This window comes from Bradyrhizobium aeschynomenes, from assembly GCF_013178945.1.
GTDB lineage: Bacteria > Pseudomonadota > Alphaproteobacteria > Rhizobiales > Xanthobacteraceae > Bradyrhizobium > Bradyrhizobium aeschynomenes.
Map to the genome: position 1 here is coordinate 740369 of NZ_JABFDM010000001.1, position 26772 is coordinate 767140.

Annotated in this window: 23 protein-coding genes and 2 pseudogenes; 13 read left to right on the forward strand and 12 right to left on the reverse strand. The window is 66.1% G+C overall.

Annotated elements, in window-relative coordinates:
* Positions 1 to 25: 25 nt before the first annotated feature.
* Complete coding sequence (locus HL666_RS03320) at positions 26 to 682, reverse strand: DsbA family protein (protein WP_172110827.1); 657 nt, start codon at positions 680 to 682, stop codon at positions 26 to 28.
* A gap of 118 nt (positions 683 to 800) precedes the next feature.
* The gene (locus HL666_RS03325; protein WP_172179867.1) at positions 801 to 1280 is read right to left on the reverse strand and encodes a DUF721 domain-containing protein; all 480 of its coding nucleotides are present in this window, start codon (positions 1278 to 1280) and stop codon (positions 801 to 803) included.
* A gap of 105 nt (positions 1281 to 1385) precedes the next feature.
* Here HL666_RS03325 and mutY point away from each other — a divergent pair, with 105 nt between their 5' ends.
* Positions 1386 to 2489: an A/G-specific adenine glycosylase gene (gene mutY / locus HL666_RS03330; protein ID WP_172179869.1), complete on the forward strand. Its 1104-nt coding sequence runs from the start codon at positions 1386 to 1388 to the stop codon at positions 2487 to 2489.
* 635 nt (positions 2490 to 3124) lie between these two features.
* Here mutY and HL666_RS03335 read toward each other — a convergent pair.
* The 3 genes from HL666_RS03335 to HL666_RS03345 form a co-directional block, all read right to left on the reverse strand.
* Positions 3125 to 3394: a DUF2798 domain-containing protein gene (locus HL666_RS03335; RefSeq protein WP_172111275.1), complete on the reverse strand. Its 270-nt coding sequence runs from the start codon at positions 3392 to 3394 to the stop codon at positions 3125 to 3127.
* Positions 3395 to 3757: 363 nt separating this feature from the next.
* Positions 3758 to 4483 carry an imm11 family protein gene (locus tag HL666_RS03340; RefSeq protein WP_172179871.1) on the reverse strand — a complete coding sequence of 242 codons (726 nt, stop codon included), beginning with the start codon at positions 4481 to 4483 and terminating at the stop codon, positions 3758 to 3760.
* A 90-nt stretch (positions 4484 to 4573) separates the two neighbouring features.
* Positions 4574 to 5287, reverse strand: coding sequence for a hypothetical protein (locus HL666_RS03345; RefSeq protein ID WP_210261699.1), 714 nt, complete (start codon positions 5285 to 5287; stop codon positions 4574 to 4576).
* A gap of 861 nt (positions 5288 to 6148) precedes the next feature.
* Between HL666_RS03345 and HL666_RS03350 the strand changes: the two genes are divergently transcribed.
* Positions 6149 to 6769, forward strand: a complete 621-nt coding sequence (locus HL666_RS03350) for a glutathione S-transferase family protein (RefSeq protein ID WP_172179875.1) — start codon at positions 6149 to 6151, stop codon at positions 6767 to 6769.
* 26 nt (positions 6770 to 6795) lie between these two features.
* On the opposite strand, the gene HL666_RS03355 is transcribed toward HL666_RS03350, so the two are convergent.
* Positions 6796 to 7728, reverse strand: coding sequence for a LysR family transcriptional regulator (locus HL666_RS03355; protein ID WP_172179876.1), 933 nt, complete (start codon positions 7726 to 7728; stop codon positions 6796 to 6798).
* 96 nt (positions 7729 to 7824) lie between these two features.
* Here HL666_RS03355 and HL666_RS03360 point away from each other — a divergent pair.
* From HL666_RS03360 to HL666_RS03380, 5 genes and pseudogenes are all read left to right on the forward strand, one after another.
* Positions 7825 to 8241, forward strand: a pseudogene (locus HL666_RS03360) (nuclear transport factor 2 family protein); the annotation flags it as partial.
* 75 nt (positions 8242 to 8316) lie between these two features.
* Positions 8317 to 8706: pseudogene (locus HL666_RS03365) on the forward strand (nuclear transport factor 2 family protein); the annotation flags it as partial.
* Between the two features lie 217 nt (positions 8707 to 8923).
* Positions 8924 to 9517 (forward strand): biliverdin-producing heme oxygenase, encoded by a 594-nt coding sequence (locus HL666_RS03370; RefSeq protein WP_172110820.1) that lies wholly within the window; start codon positions 8924 to 8926, stop codon positions 9515 to 9517.
* Positions 9514 to 12048 carry an HWE histidine kinase domain-containing protein gene (locus HL666_RS03375; RefSeq protein WP_172110819.1) on the forward strand — a complete coding sequence of 845 codons (2535 nt, stop codon included), beginning with the start codon at positions 9514 to 9516 and terminating at the stop codon, positions 12046 to 12048. Before HL666_RS03370 ends, HL666_RS03375 begins: the two co-directional genes overlap by 4 nt.
* A gap of 434 nt (positions 12049 to 12482) precedes the next feature.
* Positions 12483 to 13544 (forward strand): hypothetical protein, encoded by a 1062-nt coding sequence (locus tag HL666_RS03380; RefSeq protein ID WP_172179878.1) that lies wholly within the window; start codon positions 12483 to 12485, stop codon positions 13542 to 13544.
* Positions 13545 to 13547: 3 nt separating this feature from the next.
* On the opposite strand, the gene HL666_RS03385 is transcribed toward HL666_RS03380, so the two are convergent.
* A complete protein-coding gene (locus HL666_RS03385) occupies positions 13548 to 14681 on the reverse strand; it encodes a site-specific DNA-methyltransferase (protein ID WP_283814756.1) in 1134 nt (377 codons plus the stop codon).
* 387 nt (positions 14682 to 15068) lie between these two features.
* Between HL666_RS03385 and ypfJ the strand changes: the two genes are divergently transcribed.
* Both ypfJ and moaB read left to right on the forward strand, forming a co-directional pair.
* Positions 15069 to 15992, forward strand: coding sequence for a KPN_02809 family neutral zinc metallopeptidase (gene ypfJ, locus HL666_RS03390; protein ID WP_172110816.1), 924 nt, complete (start codon positions 15069 to 15071; stop codon positions 15990 to 15992).
* A gap of 15 nt (positions 15993 to 16007) precedes the next feature.
* Positions 16008 to 16568, forward strand: a complete 561-nt coding sequence (gene moaB / locus HL666_RS03395) for a molybdenum cofactor biosynthesis protein B (protein ID WP_172133396.1) — start codon at positions 16008 to 16010, stop codon at positions 16566 to 16568.
* 31 nt (positions 16569 to 16599) lie between these two features.
* Here the strand turns inward: moaB and HL666_RS34065 are convergent, their stop codons facing one another.
* The 4 genes from HL666_RS34065 to HL666_RS03415 form a co-directional block, all read right to left on the reverse strand.
* Positions 16600 to 16776 (reverse strand): hypothetical protein, encoded by a 177-nt coding sequence (locus HL666_RS34065; RefSeq protein WP_246739135.1) that lies wholly within the window; start codon positions 16774 to 16776, stop codon positions 16600 to 16602.
* 335 nt (positions 16777 to 17111) lie between these two features.
* Complete coding sequence (locus HL666_RS03405; protein WP_172179882.1) at positions 17112 to 18071, reverse strand: bifunctional helix-turn-helix transcriptional regulator/GNAT family N-acetyltransferase; 960 nt, start codon at positions 18069 to 18071, stop codon at positions 17112 to 17114.
* 60 nt (positions 18072 to 18131) lie between these two features.
* The gene (locus HL666_RS03410) at positions 18132 to 18704 is read right to left on the reverse strand and encodes a glycosyl transferase (protein WP_172110813.1); all 573 of its coding nucleotides are present in this window, start codon (positions 18702 to 18704) and stop codon (positions 18132 to 18134) included.
* Positions 18705 to 18880: 176 nt separating this feature from the next.
* Positions 18881 to 21298, reverse strand: a complete 2418-nt coding sequence (locus HL666_RS03415) for a phosphoketolase family protein (protein ID WP_172179884.1) — start codon at positions 21296 to 21298, stop codon at positions 18881 to 18883.
* 189 nt (positions 21299 to 21487) lie between these two features.
* Here HL666_RS03415 and HL666_RS03420 point away from each other — a divergent pair, with 189 nt between their 5' ends.
* The 4 genes from HL666_RS03420 to HL666_RS03435 all read left to right on the forward strand — a co-directional run bounded on the left by HL666_RS03420 (position 21488) and on the right by HL666_RS03435 (position 25826).
* The gene (locus HL666_RS03420; protein WP_172133393.1) at positions 21488 to 22666 is read left to right on the forward strand and encodes a PA0069 family radical SAM protein; all 1179 of its coding nucleotides are present in this window, start codon (positions 21488 to 21490) and stop codon (positions 22664 to 22666) included.
* Positions 22667 to 22684: 18 nt separating this feature from the next.
* Positions 22685 to 23164, forward strand: coding sequence for a VOC family protein (locus tag HL666_RS03425; protein ID WP_172110810.1), 480 nt, complete (start codon positions 22685 to 22687; stop codon positions 23162 to 23164).
* 51 nt (positions 23165 to 23215) lie between these two features.
* The gene (rnhB, locus tag HL666_RS03430; RefSeq protein ID WP_172179886.1) at positions 23216 to 24112 is read left to right on the forward strand and encodes a ribonuclease HII; all 897 of its coding nucleotides are present in this window, start codon (positions 23216 to 23218) and stop codon (positions 24110 to 24112) included.
* A gap of 205 nt (positions 24113 to 24317) precedes the next feature.
* Entirely contained in the window at positions 24318 to 25826 is a 1509-nt protein-coding gene (locus tag HL666_RS03435) for a glycosyltransferase family 39 protein (protein ID WP_172179888.1), read from the forward strand.
* Positions 25827 to 25941: 115 nt separating this feature from the next.
* Here HL666_RS03435 and HL666_RS03440 read toward each other — a convergent pair whose 3' ends face one another.
* Entirely contained in the window at positions 25942 to 26760 is an 819-nt protein-coding gene (locus tag HL666_RS03440; protein ID WP_172111273.1) for a uracil-DNA glycosylase, read from the reverse strand.
* Between the last annotated feature and the right edge of the window lie 12 nt (positions 26761 to 26772).

Below are 26772 nucleotides of genomic sequence, written 5' to 3' on the forward strand. Positions count from 1 at the left end.
GTCTCGCAGGACTCAGTGAGTCTCATCAGCTCTTGAGGAGCGGGTTGATCCGCTTCTGAAACTCCTCGAACGAGGATTCGCCCTTGATCTTCTCGCCATTGATGAAGAAGGTCGGCGTCGAATCCACTTTGAGAGTGTCGCTGGCATATTTCTGGTCGGCGGCGATCTTGTCGAGCAGCGCCTGGTCCTTCAGGCAGGCCTCGACCTGCTGTTGGCTGAGCCCGGCCTGCTTGCCGATCCGCGTCAGCGTCTCCGTGGTGTTCTTCATCACCCAGTCGTTCTGCGAGCGGAACAGCATGTCGGTGACCGCGAAATATTTCTGCGCATCGCCGTTGGCGATGCAGCGCGTCAGCATCGAGCCGGCAGCGGCTTTGATGTCGAGCGGGAACTCGCGGAAGATGTAGCGCACCTTGCCGGTATCGATGTATTCGGTCTTCAGCTTCGGGAACACGGTGGCGTTGAATGCCGCGCAATGCGGGCAGGTCATCGAGGCGTATTCGACGATGGTCACGGCGGCGTCGGCCGGGCCGATGCCCATGTCGGGCAGCGACTGCGGCTTGGCCACGTCGGCGGCGCTCTGCGCCATCGCGTCCGAGATCAGCCGCAGCGGCGAGAAGCCGGCCAGCGCGGCGAGGCCGGTCAGCGACAGGGCAGCGGTGAAGGCGCGGCGGGTGATGATCAAGGCTCTGCTCCAAAATGGGCGCCTGCGGCGCCTGAAACGCTCGTAACGTGGCTTTTCGCTAGCTTGAAACCCTGTCAGAGGCAATGCCGGGCCGCAAAAGGGGATCGACGCGAAAGCGTCAATTTCGCTTGATGGCCGCGCCCAGCCGGGCCAGCGCGTCGCGCAGCGCGTCGTCCTCGATCGCGGTCAGGGTCGAGGCCACCTTGGCGACCGTCTTCGGATCGGGCGGGGCCGGGCGGCGCTTGACCGGCGGCCGCGTCAGCGGGCCCTGGCGCAAGGCCAGCTTGCCGACCGCATGCCAGCCGAAGAAGCGGTTGACCCGCTCCAGGATCACGTCCGACGAATGCTGGATCTCCAGCGCCATCGGCCCCTCGACGCGCAAAATCAGCGTGGCCGGCTCCTGCGGCTGGCCCTCGACCGGCCGCGGCCATTGCATCTTCAGCGGCTGGGCATGCTCGGCGATGTCGCGGCCGGCGATCTCCGGCCAGCGCGTCACGAGCTCGCGCGCGGCAAAGCCCTGCTTGGCATAGGCGGCCGTCAGCACGTCGCCCATCATCAGCGACAGGGGCTTTGCGGTGAGGCGGCCGGGCTTTGCCATGATGAACGAGGGTCTCGTGGCGGTCGTCAGTCCGCTCGAAGAAAGCCGTGGACGAGATCGCTGTTCCGCGGGCGACGATGGCTCCTGACGTACTAGATTAAGCCAATGGTGTCATCAGCCCTTCCGTCCAAGCGCAAGAACCAACAGCGGATTGATCCAGCCGCCGAGCGCCCGGCGCAACTGCTCGCCTGGTACGATCGCCACCGCCGGCGGCTGCCGTGGCGGGCGCCGGCCGGGCAGCGCTCCGATCCGTATCGGGTCTGGCTGTCGGAGATCATGCTGCAGCAGACCACGGTGAAGGCGGTCGGGCCGTATTTCGAGAAGTTTTTGGCGCGCTGGCCGGATGTCTCCGCCCTCGGTAGCGCTGAGCTCGACGACGTGCTCAGGATGTGGGCCGGCCTCGGCTATTACTCGCGGGCGCGCAACCTGCATGCCTGCGCCGTCACCGTGCTGCGCGAGCATGGCGGCGTGTTCCCGGACACCGAGGAGGGGCTGCGCGCGCTGCCCGGCATCGGCCCGTACACGGCCGCTGCCATCGCCGCGATCGCATTCGATCGCCGGACCATGCCGGTCGACGGCAACATCGAGCGCGTGACGAGCCGGCTGTTTCGGATCGAGGAGGCGCTGCCGCAGGCCAAGCCGCAGATCCAGGCGCTCGCGGCGACCCTGCTCGGGCCTGCTCGCGCCGGCGACAGCGCCCAGGCGCTGATGGATCTCGGCGCCACCATCTGCACGCCGAAGAAGCCGGCGTGCTCGCTGTGCCCGCTGAACGAGGATTGCGCGGCGCGCCAGCACGGCGACCAGGAGACGTTCCCGCGCAAGGCCGCCAAGAAGACCGGCACGCTGCGCCGCGGCGCCGCCTTCGTCGTCGTCAGGGGTGACGAGCTGCTGGTCCGCTCGCGCCCCGCAAAAGGCCTGCTCGGCGGCATGACCGAGGTGCCTGTCTCGGACTGGCTCGCCGGCCAGGATGATGCGGATGCGCTGGCTCAGGCTCCGGAGCTGGCTGGCGTGAAACGCTGGCACCGCAAGCTCGGCGTCGTCACCCACGTGTTCACGCACTTCCCGCTGGAGCTCGTCGTCTACACCGCCCAGGTCCCGGCGCGGACACGCGCGCCTGAGGGCATGCGCTGGGTGCCGATCGCGACGCTCGATGGCGAGGCACTGCCCAACGTGATGCGCAAGGTCGTCGCGCACGGGCTGGGGGAGTGAGGGCGCGCCGAGCGTGTAGTTTGTAGTCCGTAGGGTGGGCAAAGGCGCGCCACGCTGCCAATGAGTTCAGCAAGATGTCACCCGCGCGGTGCTCACCACCTCTGCCTCAAGACGGCGGGCACGCCGCGGCTTCGTCGGCCGCTTTGCCCACGATCGATCGAGGTCCTCAGCGCGCTGTTAGTTGCAGCGCCCTCTCCCCTTGTGGGAGAGGGCATGTCGGAAGTGCTGCAAGCTCGCTTGGGTGAGGGGTCTCTCTCGACCTGCGACGCTCGTGGAGAGATACCCCTCACCCGTCTGAACTTGCTGATCTGCCTGAGATGCCCTCTCCCACAAGGGGAGAGGGCACATTCATACGCATTGCTGGTCTCGGAGTCACGGCCCACGACAAACGAGTTCAATGATCGCTGCGGCAACTCCGTCAACATACTCTGTCGTCGTCCCGGCCTTGAGCCGGGACCCATACCCACAAAGAGCAGTTTGAGGCACGCCGTCATTGGCCTTTTGCCCATCACGACGGCCACGGCGTATGGGTCCCGGATCGGCGCCACGACGCGCTGTCGCGCGTCGCGGCTTGTCCGGGACGACAGCGGAGGGCGGGACGCGGGGCCGCATGTCAGCCGCCCTGCCGCATTCGCTTAGTGCGGCCTGGGCGCCTCCACCACGAGCGCCACGATCCGCCGCACCAGCGGCAGGACGGCGAGCAGGGTGGGGAACGCGACGAGCCAGGAGATGGCCCAGGCTGCGGGCCAGGTCTCGATGAACGCCTGCGTCGGTCCAAGACTCTTCAGCGTGGCGATCGCGGACACGACGAACGTCATCAGCACCGAGAGTGTCAGCGGCATAACGACGGCCGCATAGCGCGCCGGCAGCTTTCTGCGCGCGCGCCGTTCAGCAGATGGTTTCATGATTGCAGTTCCGGAATTCGATCGGTCGATCACGGGCAACGCGTCCTGCATTCCTCCGGATCGAGCCGATCCGTTGAATGCGTTGCCTGACGTGAGACGCTTACGGTGCGCATCAGCGCAGCAAGTGTTTGATAGCGCGACAAGGAGCGGGACGCCAGTCCAAAATCCGCGCGAGCCCGGTGTCAACTGTGACAGCGCTCAAATGGCTGGTCGTCTGGAGGGTGGGCAAAGGCGCGACCAGGAGCTTCCAACGGGGGGATTTCTCCCACGCCTTGCCGACCATTGCGACCGCGAGTCCGCCGCGAGACGATGGGCACGCTGCCGCCGTTGGCGGCCGCTTTGCCCGCCTGCGACGACTCAGGATCAAACTGCCTTCAGCTGGTGGTGCTTGGGAATACGCAAGCCGCGTCGGGCAATCTCTGCCTGCAAGCCGTCGGAGAAGAGAAGGTTGGGGCGGCTCAATCGGCGTTCGCGCCAGAGATGGGCTCCGGCGGCAGCACTGTTCGAAACCGTCAGATTGCTGCAGTCCTTTTTCGTTGGACCCTTCGCATGGTAGAGATCGAAGACCTCTCCTTCCGCCCCCGTTGCCTGACCGACATCGCTTTGCTCCGGCAGAAAGCTATCGAGGAATCGACCGATGATCATGCCGTGATGCTGACCGGCGAAGTCCTGGCCTTTCGGCAGCGTGATCCACAGTGGCCAGAACTGGTGCACGCCCGGTTCCAGCGCCTCGATGATCTCCTTCAACGTCGCATCGACGGCGAGCAGGCGATTGGTCAAGATAATGAGCGAGCCGAGCGACTTGCGCGCTTCCCTCATCCTGAACTCCGATGGGCGCTCATGCGGCGCGATCGGTCCAAGGTCTTCGGTGAACTTGCGGGACAATTCGCACCTGTAGACGATATGCGAGTTGCGGAATGCCGGCCTTTGCGCAGCGGCCATGGTCTCCCAGAAATATCGCTGGGTTCCTTCCTCCCACCCGACATAGTCGCCGTTCGGGAAGAAGTCGCCGAAACTATTTGGCTCGATCAATGCCCACACCATTCTGAGATTCCTCTTGAGTGACTCGAGGGCCAGATCGTCGTCCACGGCATGACCAAGCCTCCAGTCGACTTCGCTAGTGTGCGGCCAGACGACCCGCCTGATGCCCGATCAACGGGCCGCATCTCTTCTCCTCGGTCACCGGTTCAACTCTCGCGACGCAAGGCAGTACCAATCGGGCTCGACCTGAACATGGTCATCCGGATCGAGCTTGAGGATTTTCGTCATGATCGCCGGCGACACGCACAACTCGATGCGGCGAAGATAGGGACAAGAGTCGCGCGGGAAATCGGCGTCCTCCGGCAAGTCCGGAAGACGGATGTTGCTCTTCAAAACATGGATCAGGAATTCTCGCGGACGCGCCGAAATGATCGGAACGTTCGACTTCGCGATCCCCTCCAGATACCCATTGGCCCAATACAGCTCGCCGCGGGTCTTCACTGCGGACTGATACTGTTTCATGAATTTGAGGCGGAGCGTGTCACCCCGCAGCCCGGCTTGGGCAACAAACGTCCGAGGAGAGCCGTCGAAGATGTTTCGAGCTGACGGCGATTGGACCGGAATCGGATTGTCGGCGAACCTCGCCGAGCTTTCATACCGCAAGTCCCGCTCACGCTCTTCAGTGGTCTTGGGCCGGGAATAGTACCCGGGGATCATGCCCGGATCATAGCATGCGGAAAAAGACGTATCGTGCGGCTCCGGCTCCCGCCCGTGACTTGGCTGGAGGATGATCTTCAGAACCGGATCATACATGATGGTCGGCCAGGGATAGGCCCAGTTGTCCTCGAATTCCATGATGCTGTCGTCCTGAGGCCGGAAGCCAAGCGTGGCACGAACGTCGCGCGCCCGCATCATATTCTTCGTCGGTCCGCGGTCATGACGGGATGACTTCGATCTGCAGATGTATTCCGTTTTTCAGAATTCTCCTTGACTCCACCCCCAAATCAGGTGTCTTATCCGCCCCGTTCCGTCCCGGCAGGAGGGGCGTACGCGTCGTCACGACACGCGGGGCGGGATGCGGTGGCTGCGACGGCGTCGTGAGGACGAGCGACGTCGACCGGTCTCGTGCAGCGCTGCGTCGGCTTGCCGGCGTAAAGCGGGTGCGGGGTCTTTCGCGGACGTCGAAATCGTGTGGTCCTGGCATCCCGGTGCTGATGCCAAGCTGGCGGTGATGATCCGCCGGTGACGGGGGCAAGACAGCCGGTCCCCGGGGAGATCACGTATAAGACGGAAGCCCATCGCGCAGGGAATGCCGGATGTTCCGGCTGGACCTGTGGTGACTGCCGCCTGCTTTTCTTTCTGCAGGCGGGCCATGGGTTGCGGCCAGCACCCGGCATTCCCTGCGCCCTCTTTGTCGTGAGGGTTCCTGTTCGGCAACAACTCGGGCGCTTTGCGCCGCGAGGACGGTGAGGTCATGTCTGGCGTGTTCGTCGTAGTCGGCAGAACCAATGTTTCTCCTGCGAGCAGGCGGTGCGCAATCTCACGCCGGTCAAGGACCGCATCACATTCTTCAAGGACCGGCGGCGGCTTCCGCTATTTCCCGCCGGCGGTGCCCACGATGGACGTGGCGCCGCTCTGACCGGGGGATGACCGACCTTCCTTCCGGCGACGGCCAGCGCGCATGCTGGCCGCGCAGATGTGTTCCCCGGGCGACGGGATGGACGGCCGATGCCGCTGCCGCTAGGTTCGCGGCTCATCTTGTCGGGGATCATCATGCTCAAGCTCTATGTTGCGCCGGGCACCTGCGCGCTCGCCTCCCACATCGCGCTGGCGGAGACCGGTGCTCCCTACGCGGTCGAGAAGCTCAGCTTCAAGACCAACCAGCAGAACAGCCCGGAGTATCTCGCGATCAACCCCAAGGGGCGGGTGCCGGCGCTGGTGACGGAGCAGGGCATCCTGACCGAGACGCCCGCAATGCTCGCCTACATCGCGCAGCGCTTCCCGGACGCGCAACTGGCCCCGCTCGACGATCTCTTTGCCTTCGCCGAGGTGCAGTCGTTCACGTCCTATCTCTGCTCGACCGTCCACATCGCCCATGCGCACAAGATGCGCGGCTATCGCTGGGCCAACGAAGAGTCCTCTTTCGCCGACATGAAGAAGAAGGTGCCGGAGACGATGGGTGCCTGCTTTGCGCTGATCGAGCAGAAGATGCTGCGCGGTCCGTGGGTGATGGGCGAGCAGTACACGATCTGCGATCCCTATCTTTTCACGATCGCGCAATGGCTCGAGGGCGACGGCGTCGACATCAATGCCTTTCCCAAGGTGGCCGATCACTTCAAGCGGATGTCGGAGCGGACAGCCGTCAAGCAGGCGTTGGCCGAACTGGCGGCCTGACGATCAGCGGCGGCGGGCGCGCGCGCTCACTTGGTGCTCGGCCTCGGCGCCGGCGCGCCGCCGAGGCCGCGGCCGGTGTCCAGCATCAGGCTGCGCAGCCAGATCGAGCCGGGCTCGAGCTGCGCCCGCGTCGGGTAGAACATGTACTGCTCGTCGATCCCGGGATCGAGCGGCGGCGCGACGGTCGCAAGCGCCAGGGGCCGCGCCAGCGCGGTGATCAGCCGGCGCGGCACGAAAGCGACGAGGTCCGTGCGCGCGGCGACATGCAGCGCCTCGATATAGCTCGGCACGACCAGCGCGATCCGCCGCTCCCAGCCCTTGCTGCGCAGCCAGCCGTCGATCAGGTCTTCGCCTTGGCCGCGCAGCACGACCGCGACATGCCTTGCGGCCAGAAACGCCTCGCGCCGGCTGAGCTGCCGGCCGGCCGGGTGGCCGCGGCGCACCGCGAGCGCGTCGCTGTCGGTGTAGAGCAGCTGGCGATGAAAGCCTTTGAAGGCGTTGCCGATCGAGATCACCATGTCGATGGTGCGGGCGAATTCGGCATGGAAGATCGCAGGCCCCCGCCACGGCACCACGTCGATGCGGACGCTCGGCGCTGCGCGGGTCACCTTGGCCATCAGGGCCGGCATCAGCAACTCGACTGCGAGGTCGGGCATCATCAGCCGGAACTGGCGCTCGCTGCTGATGGCGTCGAAGGCATCCGGCGTGAACAGGCCCCGCACCTGATCGAGCGCCTGCGTCAGCGGCGCCCGGAGAGCAAGCGCACGCGGTGTCAATTCCATGCGGGCCCCGGTTCGTACCAGCAGGGGATCGCCGAGCAAGTCGCGCAGCCGCTGCAAGGCATGGCTGGTCGCCGGCTGCGACAGGCCGATCCGCATCGCAGCCCGGCTGACGCTGCTCTCGCGGAGCAGCGCGTCGAGCGCCACCAGCAAATTGAGATCGAGCGCGGCCAAATTCATGAGACGAATTTATATCATATTCGATATCGATTGGAAGAATGGTGCGCTCTCCTTCATGCTTTCTCCCGTTCGACAGGACATCGGGAGAGAGATGCTATGACCGCCAGCACCAACAAACGATTGATGCAAGAGCTGCTCGCAAAGGCCGCAACCGGTGACCGTGCGGCCTATGTCGCGGCGATTGCCGACGACGTCACGATGGTGATCACGGGGCAATATTCCTGGTCGCAGACGATCCGCGGCAAGCAGGCGCTGCTGCGCAATCTCCATGGCCATCTCGCCAGCCTGCTCGCGGAAGGACGCCGCACCATTCCGCTGCGCTTCATTGCGGATGACGACGTGGTCGTCGTCGAAGCCAAGGGCGAGATGCGCACCAGGGCCGGCCAACCCTACAACAACGACTACTGCCTGATCTATCGGCTGCACGAGGGCCGCATCGTCGAGATCAGGGAGTATTGCGACTCGACGCTGACCGAGGCGGTGCTCGGGCCGTTTCCGGCTGCGCTCAGGCAGAGCGCCCCACACGGTCAGGAAGAGCTTGCCATGACCGGCCCCTCACGGGTCCACCACAACAAGCAGATCGTCCAGGACGTGTTCGACGCCCTGGCCAACAGCAACCCTCAGCCGCTGATGGCCCATCTCGCAGATGATTTCCGCTTCGTCATCATGGGTAGCGGATCCTGGTCGCGAAGCTATGACGGCAAGGAGGCCGTTCTGGCCGAGCTGTTCGCGCCGCTCCGGGCGCGGCTCGGCCGCATCACGACGATTCCGCAACGGCTGATCGCGGAAGGCGATCACGTCGTCGTGCAGGCTCGGGGACGCAACACCACCGTCGATGGGCGCGCCTATGACAACAGCTATTGCAACGTGCTCCGCCTGGAGAACGGCCGCATCACGGAATGGATCGAATATTGCGACACGCTCCTGATCGAGGCTGCGCTCGGCCCGCCGTCTGCCGTCGGGCGCGGGTGCGGATAAGCGAGGACAAGTGAGGACAAGTGAGGACAAGTGAGGACAAGTGAGGAGAGGCAGGCCACCTGCGCCGAGCGGCGGGAACTCGCTGCTCGGTTGAGAGGTCAGGGGCCGGGTCTCGGCGCAGCAAAAAGAGTGCTCCGGCCCGGGAACCACATCCGCCGGGCGACGTTGCTTGAGACCGTGGCGCGCCTGCGGCCGATCTCCTTTTTTGGGCCCCTCAATGTCGCTGGCTGCCATTTCAGACGATCCGCTTTGCGCTGTCGGCACGGGGGGAATTCGCGGCAGGCTTAAAGTCACCACCGCCGCCGACCATCACGCGCTCGACGAGCGCCTCAGCCAGCTCGATCTCACCACGACGGCGCATTATCGCCGCTTCCTTTGCGCCAGCGCGGCTGCGTTGCTGCCGCTCGAGGAGGCGCTCGATAACGCAGGGGTGGCCTTGGTCATCGACGATTGGGCCGAGCGGCGTCGGACCGAGGCGATCCGCGCCGATCTCGCCGACCTCGACGGCACGATTGTCGCGATGGGCCTGCCGATGCGGACCCTGGACCGGCCGGCACTGTTCGGCACGCTCTATGTTCTGGAGGGATCGCGTCTGGGGGCGGCCTATCTGTTGCGTGTCGTCACCGCCTCGGCGGATCCACGTGTCAGGCGCGCGACGCGCTATCTGCGCCACGGCACGGGCCTCGGGCTGTGGCGCAGCTTCCTGGCGCAGCTCGCAAGAGAACGCACCCAACCGGATGATGAAGAAAGGATGATCGCGAGTGCGCGCGAAGCGTTCGCGATGTTTGCGAAGGCGATGGCAGCCGTATGAACGAGCCGGTCAATCTCACCAATTGCGATCGCGAGCCGATCCACGTTCCCGGCCGCGTGCAGCCGTTCGGCTTCCTGCTGGTGCTGGTGTCGGACTTCACGGTCTGCATGGCCTCGGAGAATGCGCCGGATTACCTGGGCGGCGACCTCGGCGGGCTGTTGCAGCGGCCGCTCGCCGCCGTGCTCTCCGCGGCGGCCGTGACGGCCATCCGCACGCGCGTCGACTATCTGAGCGGACCCGACGCGGTCGAGCGCGTGTTCGGCGTCGACCTGCAGGGCCATGGCCGGCTGTTCGATCTCGCCATTCACTTCTCGGGAGCATATCTCGTCGTCGAGGCCGAGCCGAGCCTGATCGAGCCGGGCGTGAACTCCGGCGAGCTGGTGCGGCTGATGCTCGGTCGCATCCGCAAGACGACCGGCATGATGGACCTCGCCCAGGAGGCTGCACGTCAGCTCAAGCTGTTGACGGGTTTCGATCGCGTGATGGTCTACCGCTTCCATCCGGACGGATCGGGGGAGGTGATTGCGGAAACCGCGGGCTCCGGCCTGGAGCCCTTCCTGGGATTGCATTATCCCGCCTCGGACATTCCGCGGCAGGCGCGGCAGCTCTATCAGCGCAACTGGCTGCGCATCATCGCCGACATCAATGCCGCGCCGTCGCCGCTGCTGTCGACGCCGGCGCACAATGCCGGTCTGCTCGATCTGTCGATGAGCGTGCTGCGCGCAGTGTCGCCCGTTCATATCGAGTATCTCCGCAACATGGGCGTCGGCGCCTCGATGTCGGTCTCGATCCTGCGCGACGGCAAGCTGTGGGGGCTGTTCGCCTGCCACCATTATTCGCCGCGCCATTTGTCGTTCGAGAAGCGGACCGCTGCCGAGCTGTTCGGCCAGATGTATTCCTGGCTGCTGGAGGCGCGCGAGCGCGAGACCGACATTGCCTATGAGACGCGCGCGCATCAGATCCAGGAGCGGCTGATCGAGCGCGCCGCCGCGCAGGCCCACAGCAAGCGAGCGATCCTCGAATTCGTCGCCGACTACCGCCAGATGATCGCATGCGACGGCATCGCCGTCTGGTCCGACGACGAGACCACGCTGGATGGCGAGACGCCGACCGAGGCGGAGGTGCAGGATCTGATCGGCTTCATCAACCGCACCTCGCCGGGGCGCATCTGCGCCAGTGCCGAGATCGCCAAGGTCTATGCCGCCGGCGAGGCGTTTCGCGATCGGGCTGCCGGCTTTCTCGCGATCCCGATCTCGCGCGCGCCGCGCGACTGCCTGATCTTCTTCCGCCGCGAGGTGCTGCGCTCGGTCAATTGGGCCGGCGATCCCAACAAGATGTATTCGGAAGGGCCGCTGGGCGCACGGCTGACGCCGCGCAAGAGCTTCGAGCTCTGGCAGCAGACCGTGGCTGGCCAGTCGCAGCCGTGGACGACGGCGGATCTGCGCATCGCCGAAAGCCTGCGCGTCACGCTGCTCGAGGTCATCCTGCAATTGTCCGAGCTTGCCGCGCGCGAGCGGCGCGGCGCGCAAGAGCGGCAGGAGCTGATGATCGCCGAGCTCAATCACCGGGTCCGCAACATCCTGAGCCTCGTGCGTGGCCTCGTCGCGCAGAGCAAGGACACGGCGACCTCGATGGAGGAATTCGCCGCCGTGCTCGGCGGCCGGATTCAGGCGCTGGCGCGTGCGCACGACCAGATCACCAATCTGAACTGGGCGCCCGTCGCGCTGCGTCACCTGCTCGAGTCCGAGGCGGGGGCCTATCTCGGCTCGCGCGCAGGGCGCGTGCGGATGGAGGGGCCCGACGTCGCGCTCGACCCAAAGGCGTTCGCGACGTTGGCGCTCGTCGTGCACGAGATGATGACCAACTCGGCGAAATACGGCGCGCTCGCCGACTCGACCGGCCAGGTTCAGGTGCTGTGGCGGCTCGATCCGGGATCGAGCCTCGTCATCGACTGGAAGGAAAGCGGTGGGCCGCCGGTGCAGCCGCCGTCGCGTCGCGGCTTCGGCACCACGATCATCGAGCGTTCGGTGCCGTTCGATCTCAAGGGCGACGCCGAGATCCGTTTCGATCTGCTCGGCGTGCAGGCGCGCTTCGTCATCCCCGCCAATTTCGTGCAGGTCGTGCCCACGATGACCGGAGCGCCATCCCGTCTCTCGCCCGAGGACGAGCGGGCGCCGCGGCTTTCCGGCGCCGCGCTGATCGTCGAGGACAATCTGATCATTGCGATGGGCGCTGAAGTGATCCTGCTCGAGCTGGGTGCGCGTCACGTCGACACGGCGGCGTCCGTCAATCAGGCGCTGAAGGCGATCGAGCGGGCCGTCCCGAGCTTTGCGCTGCTCGACATCAATTTGGGTGCGGAGAGCAGTCTGCCGGTGGGGCACAGATTGAAGGAGCTCGGCGTCCCCTTCATGTTTGCCACCGGCTACGGCGAGCGGGCGCCGATTCCCGCCGAACTAACCGACGCGCCCGTGATTCAGAAGCCGTACACGCGCGAGCTGGTCGAGAAGGCGCTGGCGAAGATGGCGACGTGAGTCCGTTACAGCGCGTGTCCGTCGCGCTGTTCGAACGGATCCGGCAGTCGCGTCGCGCGGGGCGTGACGTCAACCTCGGCGTGGAGTTTCGATGTGGTGTAGGACACAGGTTGAAGACGCGCGTGCCAACTGATCGTGTTTGCGACAGCTCGTCGCGCCTGCGCGCCGACTGAGGTGATTGGCATGCAGAACTTCATGTGCATCCGCGCTCACATCCGCGTGTCCTCGGGAGCGAGACCCTGCGTCACCAGCGGGCGAGATCTGCGTCTATTCCCGCTGTTGCTGCGACAAAACAGCCCGAAAAAATTAGAACGCATCCAAAGGACACCGCTGTTCTAACATTGTTTCGACAAATGGAACCATCGCAGCCTTATTCCGAACGAAGTGATCGTCGAAACGGCGCATTGGGGGCGCGTTGAATCGTCGGAGGTCTGATGACGAATCGAACGACGAGTTTGTTGCCGTGTGTTGCTGTCGCTGTGCTGGCGGGAGCGGCTGCGGTGACAATCGAGTTTAAACCGGCATCGGCTGCTGACGAATGCCTTGCAAAGCCTGCAGCGACGCCGGCGGGGAAGCATTGGTTCTATCGCATCGATCGTGCGACCAAGAAGCAGTGCTGGTATCTGCGCGACGATGATCGCGCTGCGCAGGGCGCGTCGCTCGTCACGCGAAAATTGGCATCGCATCGGGATCGCGCGGCACTGTCGTCGTCCGCGGCCGATGCGCGCGCGGAATTTCAGTCGTCGTCGGCCCAGGTCGCCGACGAGATGAAGCCGACGTCGTCTGTCCCGAGCGCTGCGGCGATCCCGAGCGCAGCAGCGATCCCGAGCGCGGCGGCGCGATCGTCGGCGCTGTTTCCACCCGTCGCCGCGTTTCCGGCTGCTGCTGCGTCGGCTGCCGCGCCTCCGACGGCGATGGCGCCTGCGCCGGTGAGCCCGGCACCCGCAACGGAGGCGAGCGAAGCTGCGGCGAGCGATTCCGCTGTTGCGACGCGTTGGCCCGATTCGTCCGCGACGCCGCAGGCGCAGCCGGCGCCGCGTCCGTCGTCGTCCTATAAGCTCGCTGCAGCCACGAGCGATGCTGCGCCGACCGATCCCGTCGCCACGTCGCAGGCGGCTGTCGACCCTGCGCCGATGGTGTCGGTCGGCGGCATGGTCGACGACGCGGCGCGGACACGGCTGTTCGCCTTCCTCGGTGCGGTCGCAGTTGCAGGATTCTCCACCAGCGTGCTGCTGGCCCGCGCCCGTGCCAAACGGCAGCTCCGTCTCGAGCCGGTCGCTGCGCGGCGCGTGTCCCGTTGGCCGGCCGAGCCTGAGCTGGATCGCATGCATCTGCCGCCGGTGGACGGCTTCCATCCTGGTGCGGCAGCGCGGCGCGAGCCGCAGCGGACGGCGCAGGTCTCGGTCGTGCCGCGCGACGACGTGCGCTATGACGATCAGTACGAGGTCGAAGACCTCCTGGCGCGCTATTCGGGGCAGGGACGCCGGACGTCGTGAGCGTCAGGCGGCCGTCATCTCGGAGCGGATCTCGGCGCGCAACTCGTCGATCAGCCTGAGGCCGCCCTTCGTCTCCACATGCCAGAAGGTCCAGCCGTTGCAGGCCGGCAGCCCCTGGGCGACGGCGCCGATCCGATGGATCGAGCCGACCTTGTCACCGAGCATGATGGCGCCATCGGCGCGCACCAGCGCGCCGTAGCGGCGCTTGGAATCGACGAGCTTGGCGCCCGGCGCAATCATGCCGCGCTCGATCAACTCGGAGAAGGCGACGCGCGGTGCCTCGCGCGCCGTCATGAACGGCGCGAGCGTCTCCGCGGGGAGAGGCTCGACCGCCGCGATGCGTCGTTCTGCCGCTTCCGCATAAACCTTGTCGCGCTCGAAGCCGATGTAGCGGCGGCCGAGGCGTTTTGCCACGGCTCCCGTCGTGCCGGTGCCGTTGAACGGATCGATCACCAGATCGCCCTGCTTCGACGATGACAGCAGCACACGCGCCAGCAGGCCTTCCGGCTTCTGCGTCGGATGGATCTTCTTGCCGCCGCCATCCTTCAGCCGCTCCTCGCCGGTGCAGAGCGGGATCAGCCAGTCCGAGCGCGCCTGCACGTCCTCGTTGGACGCCTTCAGCGCTTCGTAGTTGAACGTATAGCCCTTCGCCTTCTCGTCGCGCGCGGCCCAGATCATGGTCTCGTGCGCGTTGGTGAACCTGCGGCCGCGGAAGTTCGGCATCGGGTTCGACTTGCGCCACACGATGTCGTTGAGGATCCAGAAGCCGAGATCCTGCATGATGGCGCCGACGCGGAAGATGTTGTGATAGGAGCCGATCACCCAGATCGTCGCGCTCGGCTTCATCACGCGGCGCGCGGCGAGCAGCCAGGCACGCGTGAAGTCGTCATAGGCGGCGAACGAGGAGAACTTGTCCCAATCGTCGTCGACCGCATCGACCTGCGATTCGTCGGGACGTTTGAGCTCACCCTTGAGCTGCAGATTGTAGGGGGGATCTGCAAACACCAGGTCGACGGATGCGCCTGGCAGTTTCGACATCTCGGCGACGCAGTCGCCGACGATGATTCGTTGCTCTTCAAGAGACTGAAATTTAGTGCGGGGCGCCCTTGCAGACGCCCCGCGACGCGACTCAACCATGACTCAAGAACTCTGACTCAGGCGACGCTGTCGGCGACGCGGGACCTAACAACCGACTGCCCACACAATGACGTGGCAAAGTAAAAATGGACTTAACCCGGAAAATTTTTCGCATCTCAGCAAGCATGTTCATCACGCGCACCGGAGATGAAGAGGCCTGCATCGACGCGCGGCGCTGTCTGCGCAACGTGACGCCGGCGAATGGTTTTTTCGTTTTTCTGCGCGCGTGCGATGGTCTCCGGGGTGCGGCAAGGCCCGCGGTTTTTTCGCGCCACGCTAGGCAAAATTTGCCGGCCGGGTTATTGATTAACACAGTGGAAATTTTACCTGTTTGCCGCGTTAGGCATTTCGCGCAGAGCCGCGCAAGAATCGTGAGGAAAGGCCGCCATGCGTTACGATGATTTCCGTCGCAGCGACGACATCGACGACCGTCGCGACGAAGGCGGCGGGATGGGCGGTGGTATGGGTCTGCCGATCGGCGGCGGCGGTCTCGGCATCGGCACCATCATCGTGCTCGGCCTGATCGGCTACGCCTTCGGCATCGACCCGCGCATCCTGATCGGCGGCGCCGAGATGCTGGGCCACGGCAGCGCGCCGAGCTACCAGACCGAACGGCGCTCCGCCGGCAAGACCGGTGCGCCGAAGGACGAGATGGGCGACATGATCGCCGGCGTCCTCGGCGAGATCGACGATCGCTGGACCGAGATCTTCCAGGCGTCGGGGCAGAACTACTCCGGCCCCAAGATCGTGCTGTTTCGCAACAGCACCAATGGCGGCCGCTGCGGCATGGCGCAGTCGGCGATGGGCCCGTTCTACTGTCCGCCGGATCGGCAGATCTTCCTCGACACGAGCTTCTTCCGTGAGGTCGAGACGCGCTTCCGCGGCTGCTCGGGCAGCGCCTGCAAGTTCACCGCGGCCTACATCATCGCGCACGAGGCGGGGCATCACGTCCAGAACCTGCTCGGCATCCTGCCGCGCGTGACGCGGATGCAGCAGCAGGTCGGCAGCAAGGCCGAAGCCAACGCGCTTCAGGTCAAGGTGGAGCTGCAGGCCGACTGCCTGTCCGGCGTCTGGGTCAATCGCGAGGCCAAGAAGCGGCCGGGCTTCCTCGAGGATGGTGACATCGACGCTGCGCTGACCACGGCCTCGGCCATCGGCGACGACACCCTGCAGCGCAAGGCCACGGGCCGGGTGGTGCCGGATTCGTTCACCCACGGCTCGGCCGCGCAGCGCAAGCGCTGGTTCATGATCGGCTACCAGCAGGGCTCGGTGCAGGCCTGCAATACGTTCGCCGCGAACGCGCAGCTCTAGGGAGGCGGAGTCACGATGGCGATCGACGAGACCAAGAGCTTCGTTCCCCTCAACATCGCCGTGTTGACGGTGTCCGACACGCGCTCGCTTGCCGACGACAAGTCCGGCAACACCTTGAGCGATCGCCTGACCGCGGCCGGCCACAAGCTCGCCGCGCGCGACATCGTCACCGACGATGTCGAGAAGATCCGCGCCGTGGTGAAGGCGTGGATCGCCGATCCCGGCGTCGACGTCGTCATCACGACCGGCGGCACCGGCTTCACCGGCCGTGACGTCACGCCGGAGGCGATCGAGCCGTTGTTCGAGAAGCGCATGGACGGCTTCTCGATCGCCTTCCACCTGCTGAGCCATGCCAAGATCGGGACGTCGACGATCCAGAGCCGCGCGACTGCGGGCGTTGCCGGTGCGACCTACATCTTCTGCCTGCCGGGCTCACCCGGCGCCTGCCGCGACGGCTGGGACGGCATCCTCGCCGCTCAGCTCGACTACCGCACGCGGCCCTGCAATTTCGTCGAGATCATGCCGCGGCTCGACGAGCACCTGCGCCGGCCCAAGGCCCAGGGCGCAACCGCGTAGCTTTTCACCGTTGCGCGCTCAGCATCCGGCGTCACTTCGCCGGCACGATCTCGAACGCGCCGCCGCCTTCGATGGCGGCGCCGATGAGGCCGCCCACCATGCTGGCCGCGAAATTATTCCCGCGCGGACCCACGATCATCCGGTGGGTCTTGCCGGGCACGGCGGTGAAACGAATGCTCGACGACCCCGGTGACGACCAGGTCGACACGGTGATGGCGACCGGGCCCGGAGGGAGCTGACCCTGGTAGCTCTCGCCGCGGCCGAGGCTTGCGACCTTCGCGCCGTTGATCTCGACGGCGGCGGGGGTCGCCAGATAGAGCAGGTCGGTCGTGCGGGTGATCGCGATGGTCGCGCGGCCCTAGGGGGCGGCATGTGCCGAGCCCGCGATCCCAACGGCGCCCGCAAGTGCAAGACACGCGGCAAGCTTCGATCGGCACGTCAAACTGATCGCTCGTGATCCCCCGCTTCATTTTGGCGCGATACTACTGAAGCGCGGGAACTCTGCAATCGACGCGTGGATCGCGTTGCATGGTGGAGCTGCTCCTACTGCCGGTTGCCGCGGGCCTCCGCGCGCGGCAGCTCGAGCTCCCAGGTCTCGCCCATGAGTTCGACGCCAAACGACGCATGCGGCTCCTCGCCGACCTTGCGGAAGCCTGCGCGGGCGTAGATGTCACGCGCTGCCGTGAGGATGCTCTGGGTCCACAGCGCCACTTTGCTGTAGTTCTTCTCGCGGGCAAAGCGGATGCATTGCTCGGTCAGCGCCCGGCCGACGCCGAGACCGCGCGCCTTTTTTTCGACCAGCAGCAGCCGCAGCTTGGCGACGCCGTCGCCGCCGTTGACGAGGAAGATCGAGCCCACCGGCTCGCCGGCCAGCTCCGCGATCCAGCAGTGTTCGCGGGCGGGATCGTAGCTGCGGATGAACTGCGCGCCGATCTCCGCCACCAGGGCCTCGAACGAGATGTCCCAGCCATATTCCTCGGCATAGACAGCGCCGTGCCGCGACACCACCCAGCCGATGTCTCCGGGACGATGGCTGCGCAGCAGCACGGCGGAGCGTCGCGGCTGCTGCGGCTCCAGTGCGGTCTCGATGGCGCTCATCGCTCCGACCAGGCGGTCGCGGACCTCGGGCGCGAGCGGCGCCAGCATCGCCGCAACCTCCTTCTGCGAGCTGCGATCGAGCCTGGCATAGGCCTGCCGTCCCTTGGCGGTGAGGCTGAGCTGCTGTTGTCTCCGGTCCGACGGCAAGGGCGTGCGAGCGATCAGGCCGTTCTCTTCGAAGCTCTGAACGATGCGGCTGAGATAACCAGCATCGAGGCCGAGCGAGAGACCGATCTCCTTGGCAGAGATGGCGTCGTGCTGGGCCAGCTCGTAGAGCACGCGCGCCTCGGCCAGCGAGAAGGGGCTGTCGAGCAGATGCTGGTCCAGCGCGCCGAGCCTTCTGGTGTAGAAGCGGTTGAAGGCGCGAACCGCGGCGACCTGGTTGTGGGAGGGAGCGTTGATCATGGAGCACCTCGTATACTTGCCATTATCAACCAATTAATTGACGACAGCAAGTATCTGGCGCTAGACCATGACGATCCGGCTGCGCAGCATGGTGCGGGAGGTGCGGCCGAGCCGACGCAGCAGCAGCGCTTCGGCACGCTTATGCTCAGGCTGGTAGCCGCCGATCTGCCGGTAGTGATCCCGCGCGATCAAGAGGCCCTGGTCGCCGAGCGGCCCTGTAAGAACGCGGACGACAGATCGCAGCCGGTCACGCAGGCTGATGGCGGCGTAGGGCGAACGGGCGTAGCGGAAAATTCCGGCGCGCGGCCGGCCGCTGGCGGCGACGCTCTGGACGAACTGCATGGTCTCGTCGATCCACCCCGCGTCGAGCACGGCGCCCGCGGGCAGAAACATCAGCCACGGCGCCCGGGCCTTCGCGGCGCCGGCGGCCAGCGCTGCGGCATGGCTGCCTTCGAACTTCATGAAATGGCAGCCGGCGACGTCGGCGACGCGCTCGATCACGCTGGGATCGGGAGAGCGGTCGACCAGCAGCACCTCGGTGACGACACCGGCCGCTGCGCCCGGCACCAGCGCGGACAAGGTGGCCACGGCGGTCTGCTCGACCCCTGCGGTCGGGATGATCACGCTCAGCATGAACCTGGCATCGTCGTTTCCAGCGCCTCCGGTTCCGTTGTTATCATCTTGTCACAGCCAAATCAGCCCGCTGCACTGCAGAATTTTGCAGCATGCGCCGGCGTCGCACGTTCGGGCTGCGCCTGAACGTTTGCTATTTCAAGGTGCGGCGGTGCCGAGGCTCGCGCTCGGCTGGCTCAGTCGCCGGCCTGCACCGGCGTCGTCCCGCCTGCGCTGTTTTGCCAGACCCAGTCGCGGATCTCCGGCATGTCCTCGCCATGCGCGCGGATGTAGCGCGCATGCGCGATCAGCGCGTCGCGGAACTTTTGCTTCACGGCGGCCGCCGACACGCTGAGGCCCGGCACACGCTCGATCGCCTCGATGGCGAGGTGGAAGCGGTCGAGCTCGTTGAGCACGACCATGTCGAACGGCGTCGTCGTGGTGCCTTCCTCGATGAAGCCGCGCACATGCATGCCGGCATGGTTGGTGCGGCTGTAGGTGAGGCGATGGATCAGATAGGGATAGCCGTGATAGGCGAAGATCACAGGCTTGTCTGTCGTGAACAGGCTGTCGAAGTCGCGATCGCTGAGGCCATGCGGATGCTCTTTCGCGGGCTGCAAGGTCATCAGGTCGACGACGTTGACGACGCGGATCTTCAGCTCAGGCAATTCCTTGCGCAGCAGAGTGACGGCTGCGAGCGTCTCCAGCGTGGGGACATCGCCGGCGCAGGCCATCACCACGTCCGGCTCCGCATCGGCCGGCCCGGTGCCGGCCCATGACCAGATGCCGATGCCGGCGTCGCAATGCGTCGCCGCGTCCGTCATCGACAACCATTGCGGCGCAGGCTGCTTGCCGGCGACGATGACGTTGATGCGGTCGTAGGTGCGCAGGCAATGGTCGGCGATCCACAGCAGCGTGTTGGCGTCCGGGGGCAGGTAGATGCGGACGATGTCGGCCTTCTTGTTGGCCACGAGATCGACGAAGCCGGGATCCTGATGGCTGAAGCCATTATGGTCCTGCCGCCAGACATGCGATGTCAGCAGATAATTGAGCGACGCGATCGAGCGACGCCATGGCAGCTCGCGCGCGACCTTCAGCCATTTGGCATGCTGGTTGAACATGGAATCCACGATGTGGATGAAGGCTTCGTAGCAGGAGAAGAATCCATGGCGGCCGGTGAGCAGATAGCCTTCCAGCCAGCCCTGGCAGAGATGCTCGCTCAAAACCTCCATGACGCGGCCATCCTGGGCGAGATGGACGTCATAGGGCTCGATGCCTTCCATCCAGACGCGCTCGGTGACGTCGAACACGGCGTCGAGCCGGTTCGAGGCGGTCTCGTCCGGGCCCATGATGCGGAAGTTTCGCGTGGCCTCGTTCAACGTGAACACCTCGCGCAGGAACTTGCCGAGCTCTCGCGTTGCCTCGGCGATGGTCTCGCCGGGTGAGCGAATGTCGACCGCGAAGGCGCGATAGTCGGGCAGCTTCAGCTCGCGCTTGAGAAGGCCGCCATTGGCATGCGGGTTGGCGCCCATGCGCCGCGCGCCCTTCGGCGCCAGCGCCTGCAGCTCCGGCGCCAGATGGCCGGTCGCGTCGAACAGCGTCTCGGGCTGGTAGCTCTTCATCCATGCTTCGAGCAAAGCGAGATGCTGCGGATTGCGGCGGGGATTGCCGATCGGCACCTGATGGGCGCGCCAGAACCCTTCGACCTTGAGTCCGTCAACCTCCTTCGGCCCGGTCCAGCCCTTCGGGCTGCGCAACACGATCATCGGCCAGCGCGGGCGATGGATCACGGCACCCGGCTGGCGGGCATTCTGCTGGATCGAGCGGATGCTCGCGAGCGCGACGTCGAGCGCATCCGCCATCTGCCGGTGCATTGCCTGGGGCTCGTCGCCCTCGACGAACAGCGGCGCGTAGCCGTAGCCCTCGAACAGGGACCTGATCTCGGGATCGGCCATGCGGCCCAGCACGGTGGGATTGGCGATCTTGTAGCCGTTGAGATGCAGGATCGGCAGCACCGCGCCGTCATGCGCCGGGTTTAGGAACTTGTTCGAGTGCCACGACGCGGCGAGCGGTCCCGTCTCGGCCTCGCCGTCGCCGACGACGCAGGCCACGATCAGGTCCGGATTGTCGAGCGCCGCGCCATAGGCATGCACCAGCGCGTAGCCGAGCTCGCCGCCTTCATGGATCGACCCCGGCGTCTCCGGTGCCGCATGGCTCGGAATGCCGCCGGGAAAGGAGAACTGCCGGAACAGCTTGCGCAGTCCGTCCGCATCGCGTGTGATGTCGGGATAGATCTCGCTGTAGCTGCCCTCGAGATAGGTGTTGGCGACCATGCCCGGGCCGCCATGGCCGGGGCCGCAGACATAGATCACGTTGAGATCCTGCGCGGCGATGGCGCGGTTGAGATGGGCGTAGATGAAGTTCAGCCCTGGCGTCGTGCCCCAATGGCCGAGCAGGCGCGGCTTGATGTGCTCCGGCTTCAGCGGCTCGCGCAGCAGCGGGTTGTCGAGCAGGTAGATCTGGCCGACCGAGAGGTAGTTCGCCGCGCGCCAGTAGCGGTCGAGCAGATCGAGATCGTCGGCGGGAAGGGGCGGTTGGGGAGAACTGATCTGCATGGGACCTCGCTTGCCGTCCGTTTCGCGCTGCGGGAGATTACATCAGAGTAGCGCAGCACCATCCCGTTCCAGCGTGGTCATAGGATAGAACGGGAATGTGATGGCTGGCCGTGCGACGGCTCAGAACCGTCATGGGCCTCCGTTCCATTTTGTTCTTGTAATGTTCTATCTTTGTGCTATGTCTTGGCCATGAGCCGAGCATCTTCACATGCCCTCAAGCGCCCGCCGGTCCCGGTGCCCTCCGAGCCGGCGGGCGCGCCTTCTACTGGTCCTGACAAGGACTTTCCCGAACTCGCGGTCGCCATTGAACGGGGCCGGCGCCGCGGCCGGGGTGCGCAATCCAATGCGAGCGGCCGCTACGAGGCGGAGGCCCGTGTTGTCTTTGACGATGGCTGGCAGAGCCTCGAGGAGCTGCCGCCGTTCAAGACGACGGTCGCGACCGACACCTCGCGCAAGGTCATCACGCGCAACGAGTCGCCCGATATCGGCTTTGACCGCTCGATCAATCCGTATCGGGGCTGCGAGCACGGCTGCGTCTATTGTTTCGCGCGGCCGACGCATGCCTTCCTCGGCCTGTCACCGGGGCTCGACTTCGAATCCAAGCTGTTCGTCAAGCCGGACGCGCCCGCGCTGCTCGAGAAGGAGCTCGCGGCGAGCGGCTATGAGCCGCGAATGATCGCGATCGGAACCAACACCGATCCCTACCAGCCGATCGAGCGTGAGCGGAAGATCATGCGCGGCATCCTCGAGGTGCTGGAAAAGGTTGGCCATCCCGTCGGAATCGTCACCAAGTCGGCGCTGGTGATGCGTGATGCCGACATTCTGGCGCGGATGGCCAAGAAGAACCTGGCGAAGGTCGCGATTTCAGTGACAACGCTGGATCCGAAGCTGGCCCGCACCATGGAGCCGCGGGCGTCGACGCCATCGAAGCGGCTGGAGGCGCTGCAGGCGCTCTCCAAGGCGGGCATTCCGACAACCGTGATGGTGGCGCCGGTGATTCCGGCACTGAACGACAGCGAGATCGAGCGCATCCTCGATGCCGCCGCCCATGCCGGCGTCAAGGAAGCGGCCTACGTGCTGCTGCGGCTGCCGCTGGAGGTGCGCGACCTGTTCCGCGAATGGCTGCTCGAACATTACCCCGATCGCTATCGCCACGTCTTCACCCTGATCCGTGACATGCGCGGCGGCCGCGATTACGACTCGCAATGGGGCACGCGGATGAAGGGGACAGGTCCTATGGCCTGGATGATCGGCCGCCGCTTCGAGATCGCCTGCGAGAAGCTCGGCCTGAACAAGCGGCGGACCAAGCTGACGACGGATCATTTCGTGCGGCCGAAGGGCGGCGGGCAGCAGCTCAGCCTGTTTTGAAGGATGAGAGAGGGCGTCATGGGTGCCGAGGTCGTGGTTCCGCGATTCACGGTTGTCACGCTCGGCGTCTCCGAGATGCGGCGGAGCATCGCGTTCTATGCCTCCCTCGGCTTCGTTCGGAAGTTTCAGGCGACCGGCGAGGCCGTGGCGTTTTTCGAGACCGGAGCAACCGTTCTGGCGCTGTATCCGTGGCACACGCTGGCACAAGAAGCCGGTGTGCCGGAGGAACCTCGTCCGCGGGCGTTCCGCGGTGTGACGCTCGCCTGGAACTGCCGCTCCGAGGCTGAGGTCGATGCAGCCCTGGCCGCGGCGGTCGAGAAGGGAGCCACGCTGCTGAAGCCGGCCCATCCGACCCACTATGGTGGCTATTGCGGCTATTTCGCCGATCCGGACGGCCATGTCTGGGAGGCAGTGGTGGCGCCGGGGATCGAGGTCGGTGACGACGGTCGGGTGCGTCTGCCGGAGGAGACCAGGGCCGCGGTCCCACGTTGCGAATAGCGGGGAATTGAGAGAGGTTGCGGGTTGCGCGGCTGCGTCCCGGTCCGCACCATGCCGGCCATGATTCGGGACCAAGCGAACAAGCCGGGCAGGGTGAAGGCCGCCAGTGGTGCGGCCAAGAGCGGCGCTGCAAAGGCTGGCGTTACGAAGGCTGGCGCTGCGAAGAGCGGCACGGCGAAGGGGGCGGCCAAGCTCGGCTCTGCAAAGGAGGCCGGCAAGGCTGGCGGCAGGCTCGGCAAGGGTGTCATAGCGGTAGCGCCGCCGAGTTTCCGGCGCGAGCGTGCTCTGCTGAAGCAAGGCATCTGGCCGGTCGCCGGCTGCGACGAGGCCGGCCGCGGTCCGCTCGCGGGCCCGGTGGTGGCGGCGGCGGTGATTCTCGATCCCGACCGCATTCCGAAGGGGCTCGACGATTCGAAGCGGCTGAGTGCAGAGCAGCGCGAGGCGCTGTTCGACAAGATCTGCAAGACCTCCGCCTTCGCCGTGGCGGTCGCCTCGCCGGCGCGAATCGATCGCGACAACATCCTGCGGGCGTCGCTGTGGGCGCTCGCGCGGGCGGTGAAGGCGCTGCCGGAGGCGCCCAGGCACGTGTTCGTCGACGGTCGTGACCGCATCGATGTCGATTGCGGCTGCGAGGCCGTGATCGGCGGTGACGGGCTGGTCATGTCGATCGCGGCGGCTTCGATCGTCGCCAAGGTGACGCGGGACCGGCTGATGTGCGCGCTGGCGCAGGACTGCCCGGGCTATGGCTTCGAGCAGCACAAGGGCTACGGCGTGCCCGAGCATCTGGCGGCACTCGACCGCCTCGGCCCTTCAGTGCATCACCGCAGCCTGTTCGCCCCGGTCGTGGCGGCCCGGCGCAAGCATCAGCCTTGGACCGAGGTGCCGGAGCCGGATCTCTTCGCCGAGGTGAGCGTGGTGACGTCCACCGAAATCTCGCTCGAGGCCTGATGCCGGTTGCCTCGATGGCGCCGCGGTCTTAATAGCTTTAGTCAGCCAACCAGCACGACGTGTCACTCCTCGCAGCGGGGCGGTCTTGTGGGCCTCGATCATGCGGTATTGATTGCGGGCGCCGGACACCGCGGTTGCGGATGAGGAACGGTCCTGCCGGCCTCCTCGACGTCCTCAGCGATCCAGCTAAGCGATCCAGCCGTTCATGCGTTTCACGTCACTGGTTGTCGAACTGATCCGCGCCAGGCCACGGCTGGTCGTCGTCATCGTGGTGCTGTGCCAGGCCTTGATGTGGCTCGGCACAGCCGTGCTGTTCTATCGCAGCCCGCCCGGCCAGCTCGCCACCGCCATCGCGTTCGGACGTGAGTACCAGGTCGGCACCGACCTCGGGCCACCGCTGTCGTTCTGGCTTGCGGACATCGCCTACCGCGTCGCCGGTAACCATCTATTCGGCGTCTATGTGCTGGCGGTGCTGTGCTCGGCCCTCAGTATGTGGGTGATCTACCTCCTGGCGCGGACGATCGTCGGTGGCCAGCAGGCGGTGCTCGCGGTGCTGCTGACGATGACGATCACCGCCTTCGGCGCGCCGACCCTCGAATTCGGTCCCGAGGTGCTGGCGCGACCGCTGTGGGCGCTGTTGCTGCTGCACAGTTGGCGCGTCCTCGGCCAGGGCCGGCGCAATGCCTGGTTCGCCTGGTCGATCGAGGCCGGCCTGTTGCTGCTGACCACGCCGGCCGCCGCCGGCCTGCTGCTTCTGCTCGCCGGCTTCGTGGTGTCGACGGCGCAGGGCCGCCGCGTGCTGCGCTCGTTCGATCCGCTGTTCGCAGTGCTCGTCGTGCTGGCGCTGGCGCTGCCCTACCTCATTTTCGTGCTGCGCTCCGACAGTGTCGGGCTGCCCGCACTGCCCATGCTTGCTGAGCTTTCGACGCGAGGCTGGCATTGGCTCGCCTTGGCGGGGGGGATCCTGCTGGCGCTCTCGGCCGTCGTGCTGCTCGTGCTGCTCGATGCCAGCTGGATCAACCGCAGCGAGACCGACGCCCCGATCATCTATCGTCGCGCCGTTCCGCCGCTCGCACGCGACTTTGTCTATTGCTTCGCGATCGCGCCAGCCTTGGCGGGTAGCCTGATCTCGGGTCTGTTCGGCCTGCCGACCGTGTTCGGCGGGACCGCAGTCACCTTGAGCATGGTCGGCCTCGCATTGGTGGTGGCATCGGGCGACCTGATCTATCTGCGCCGGCAGCGGCTGCTGCGCATGGTCTGGGCAGCCGCGGTTGCGGCACCGGCCGTCCTCGTTGCGGGCAGCGCCGTGGTCTTGCCCTTGGTCGGCGACCGCGAGGTCGCGACGGCGATGCCGGCTCGCGACATCTCCCGCTTCTTCGTCGAGAGTTTCGAGCGCCGCACCAACCAGCGGCTGCAGGCGGTCGCCGGCGATCCGCAACTCGCCAGCCTCGTTGCGCTTGGCCGCCGCCGCGCGCATCTGTTCCTCGATGCCACGCCGCAGCGGACGCCGTGGATCACGGCGGCGACGTTCGCCGAGAACGGCGGCATCGTGGTCTGGCGCGCTTCGGACACGGCCGGCACGCCGCCGCCGGAGCTGGTCCAGCGTTTCCCCGGCCTCGTGCCGGAGGTGCCGCGCAGCTTCGACTGGCTGATCAACGGCCGCCAGCCGGTGCTGCGCATCGGCTGGGCGATCGTTCGGCCGAAGGGAACGTAGCGCTATCTGCGAACACCGTCATTGCGAGGAGCACTTGCGACGAAGCAATCCAGAGTCCCGCCCACGCCCCTGGATTGCTTCGCTTCGCTCGCAATGACGTGGAGAGGGCGGGGGCTTACACCGCCAGCACCGTCGCGATCGCGCGCAGATCCTGCCAGGATAGCCGCTTGTAGGAAGGGGAGCGCAGCAGATAAGCCGGGTGGAAGGTGGCGATCGCACGGATGGTGCGCTTGCCGGTATCGTAGTCGCGCCATTTGCCGCGCACGCGCATGATGCCCTCGGTGGTGCCGAGCAGCGCCTGGGTCGACGGATTGCCGAGCGTCACCAGCACGTCGGGATCGACCAGCTCGATCTGGCGACGGATGAAGGGCAGGCAGATCTGGGTCTCCTGCGGCGTCGGCGTGCGGTTGCCCGGCGGCCGCCACGGGATGACGTTGGCGATGTAGACCTTGCTGCGGTCGAGCCCGATGGCGCCGATCATGCGGTCGAGCAGCTTGCCGGAGCGGCCGACGAACGGCAGCCCCTCGATGTCCTCGTCGCGACCCGGCGCCTCGCCGACCAGCATGATGCGCGCCTGCGGGTTGCCGTCGGCGAACACCAGCCGCGTTGCGGTCTGCTTCAGCGCGCAGCCGTCGAATTTCTCGAGCAGGTCGCGCAGTGCCTCCAGGGTCGGGGCCGTCAGGGCCGCCTCGCGGGCCGAAGCGATCGCGGCGTCCGGCGGAGGCGGCGGTTCGCCGCGCGGCGGAACGATCGCAGGTCCCCCGGGCTTTCCGATCTGCGATGCCGCTGCACGCGCGGCGGGTGCCGCGGCCGAAGGGATGGGCTCGGGCTCGACCAGCCGGTTGATCGGCTCGTCGGCGAGCGCGCAATCGACCCCGGCCTCCAGATAGAAGGCGAGCAGCTGGCGGACGTCGGGGAGGGGCTCGGGGGTCATCATGATCGATCG

Bases quoted from the DNA above. Each gene is read 5' to 3' on its own strand.
- HL666_RS03325 (WP_172179867.1), bottom strand. From the start codon at position 1,280: ATGGCAAAGCCCGGCCGCCTCACCGCAAAGCCCCTGTCGCTGATGATG.
- mutY (WP_172179869.1), top strand. From the start codon at position 1,386: ATGGTGTCATCAGCCCTTCCGTCCAAGCGCAAGAACCAACAGCGGATT.
- HL666_RS03335 (WP_172111275.1), bottom strand. From the start codon at position 3,394: ATGAAACCATCTGCTGAACGGCGCGCGCGCAGAAAGCTGCCGGCGCGC.
- HL666_RS03345 (WP_210261699.1), bottom strand. From the start codon at position 5,287: ATGCGGGCGCGCGACGTTCGTGCCACGCTTGGCTTCCGGCCTCAGGAC.
- HL666_RS03350 (WP_172179875.1), top strand. From the start codon at position 6,149: ATGCTCAAGCTCTATGTTGCGCCGGGCACCTGCGCGCTCGCCTCCCAC.
- HL666_RS03355 (WP_172179876.1), bottom strand. From the start codon at position 7,728: ATGAATTTGGCCGCGCTCGATCTCAATTTGCTGGTGGCGCTCGACGCG.
- HL666_RS03370 (WP_172110820.1), top strand. From the start codon at position 8,924: ATGTCGCTGGCTGCCATTTCAGACGATCCGCTTTGCGCTGTCGGCACG.
- HL666_RS03375 (WP_172110819.1), top strand. From the start codon at position 9,514: ATGAACGAGCCGGTCAATCTCACCAATTGCGATCGCGAGCCGATCCAC.
- HL666_RS03380 (WP_172179878.1), top strand. From the start codon at position 12,483: ATGACGAATCGAACGACGAGTTTGTTGCCGTGTGTTGCTGTCGCTGTG.
- HL666_RS03385 (WP_283814756.1), bottom strand. From the start codon at position 14,681: ATGGTTGAGTCGCGTCGCGGGGCGTCTGCAAGGGCGCCCCGCACTAAA.
- ypfJ (WP_172110816.1), top strand. From the start codon at position 15,069: ATGCGTTACGATGATTTCCGTCGCAGCGACGACATCGACGACCGTCGC.
- moaB (WP_172133396.1), top strand. From the start codon at position 16,008: ATGGCGATCGACGAGACCAAGAGCTTCGTTCCCCTCAACATCGCCGTG.
- HL666_RS03405 (WP_172179882.1), bottom strand. From the start codon at position 18,071: ATGATCAACGCTCCCTCCCACAACCAGGTCGCCGCGGTTCGCGCCTTC.
- HL666_RS03410 (WP_172110813.1), bottom strand. From the start codon at position 18,704: ATGCTGAGCGTGATCATCCCGACCGCAGGGGTCGAGCAGACCGCCGTG.
- HL666_RS03415 (WP_172179884.1), bottom strand. From the start codon at position 21,298: ATGCAGATCAGTTCTCCCCAACCGCCCCTTCCCGCCGACGATCTCGAT.
- HL666_RS03420 (WP_172133393.1), top strand. From the start codon at position 21,488: ATGAGCCGAGCATCTTCACATGCCCTCAAGCGCCCGCCGGTCCCGGTG.
- HL666_RS03425 (WP_172110810.1), top strand. From the start codon at position 22,685: ATGGGTGCCGAGGTCGTGGTTCCGCGATTCACGGTTGTCACGCTCGGC.
- rnhB (WP_172179886.1), top strand. From the start codon at position 23,216: ATGCCGGCCATGATTCGGGACCAAGCGAACAAGCCGGGCAGGGTGAAG.
- HL666_RS03435 (WP_172179888.1), top strand. From the start codon at position 24,318: ATGCGTTTCACGTCACTGGTTGTCGAACTGATCCGCGCCAGGCCACGG.
- HL666_RS03440 (WP_172111273.1), bottom strand. From the start codon at position 26,760: ATGACCCCCGAGCCCCTCCCCGACGTCCGCCAGCTGCTCGCCTTCTAT.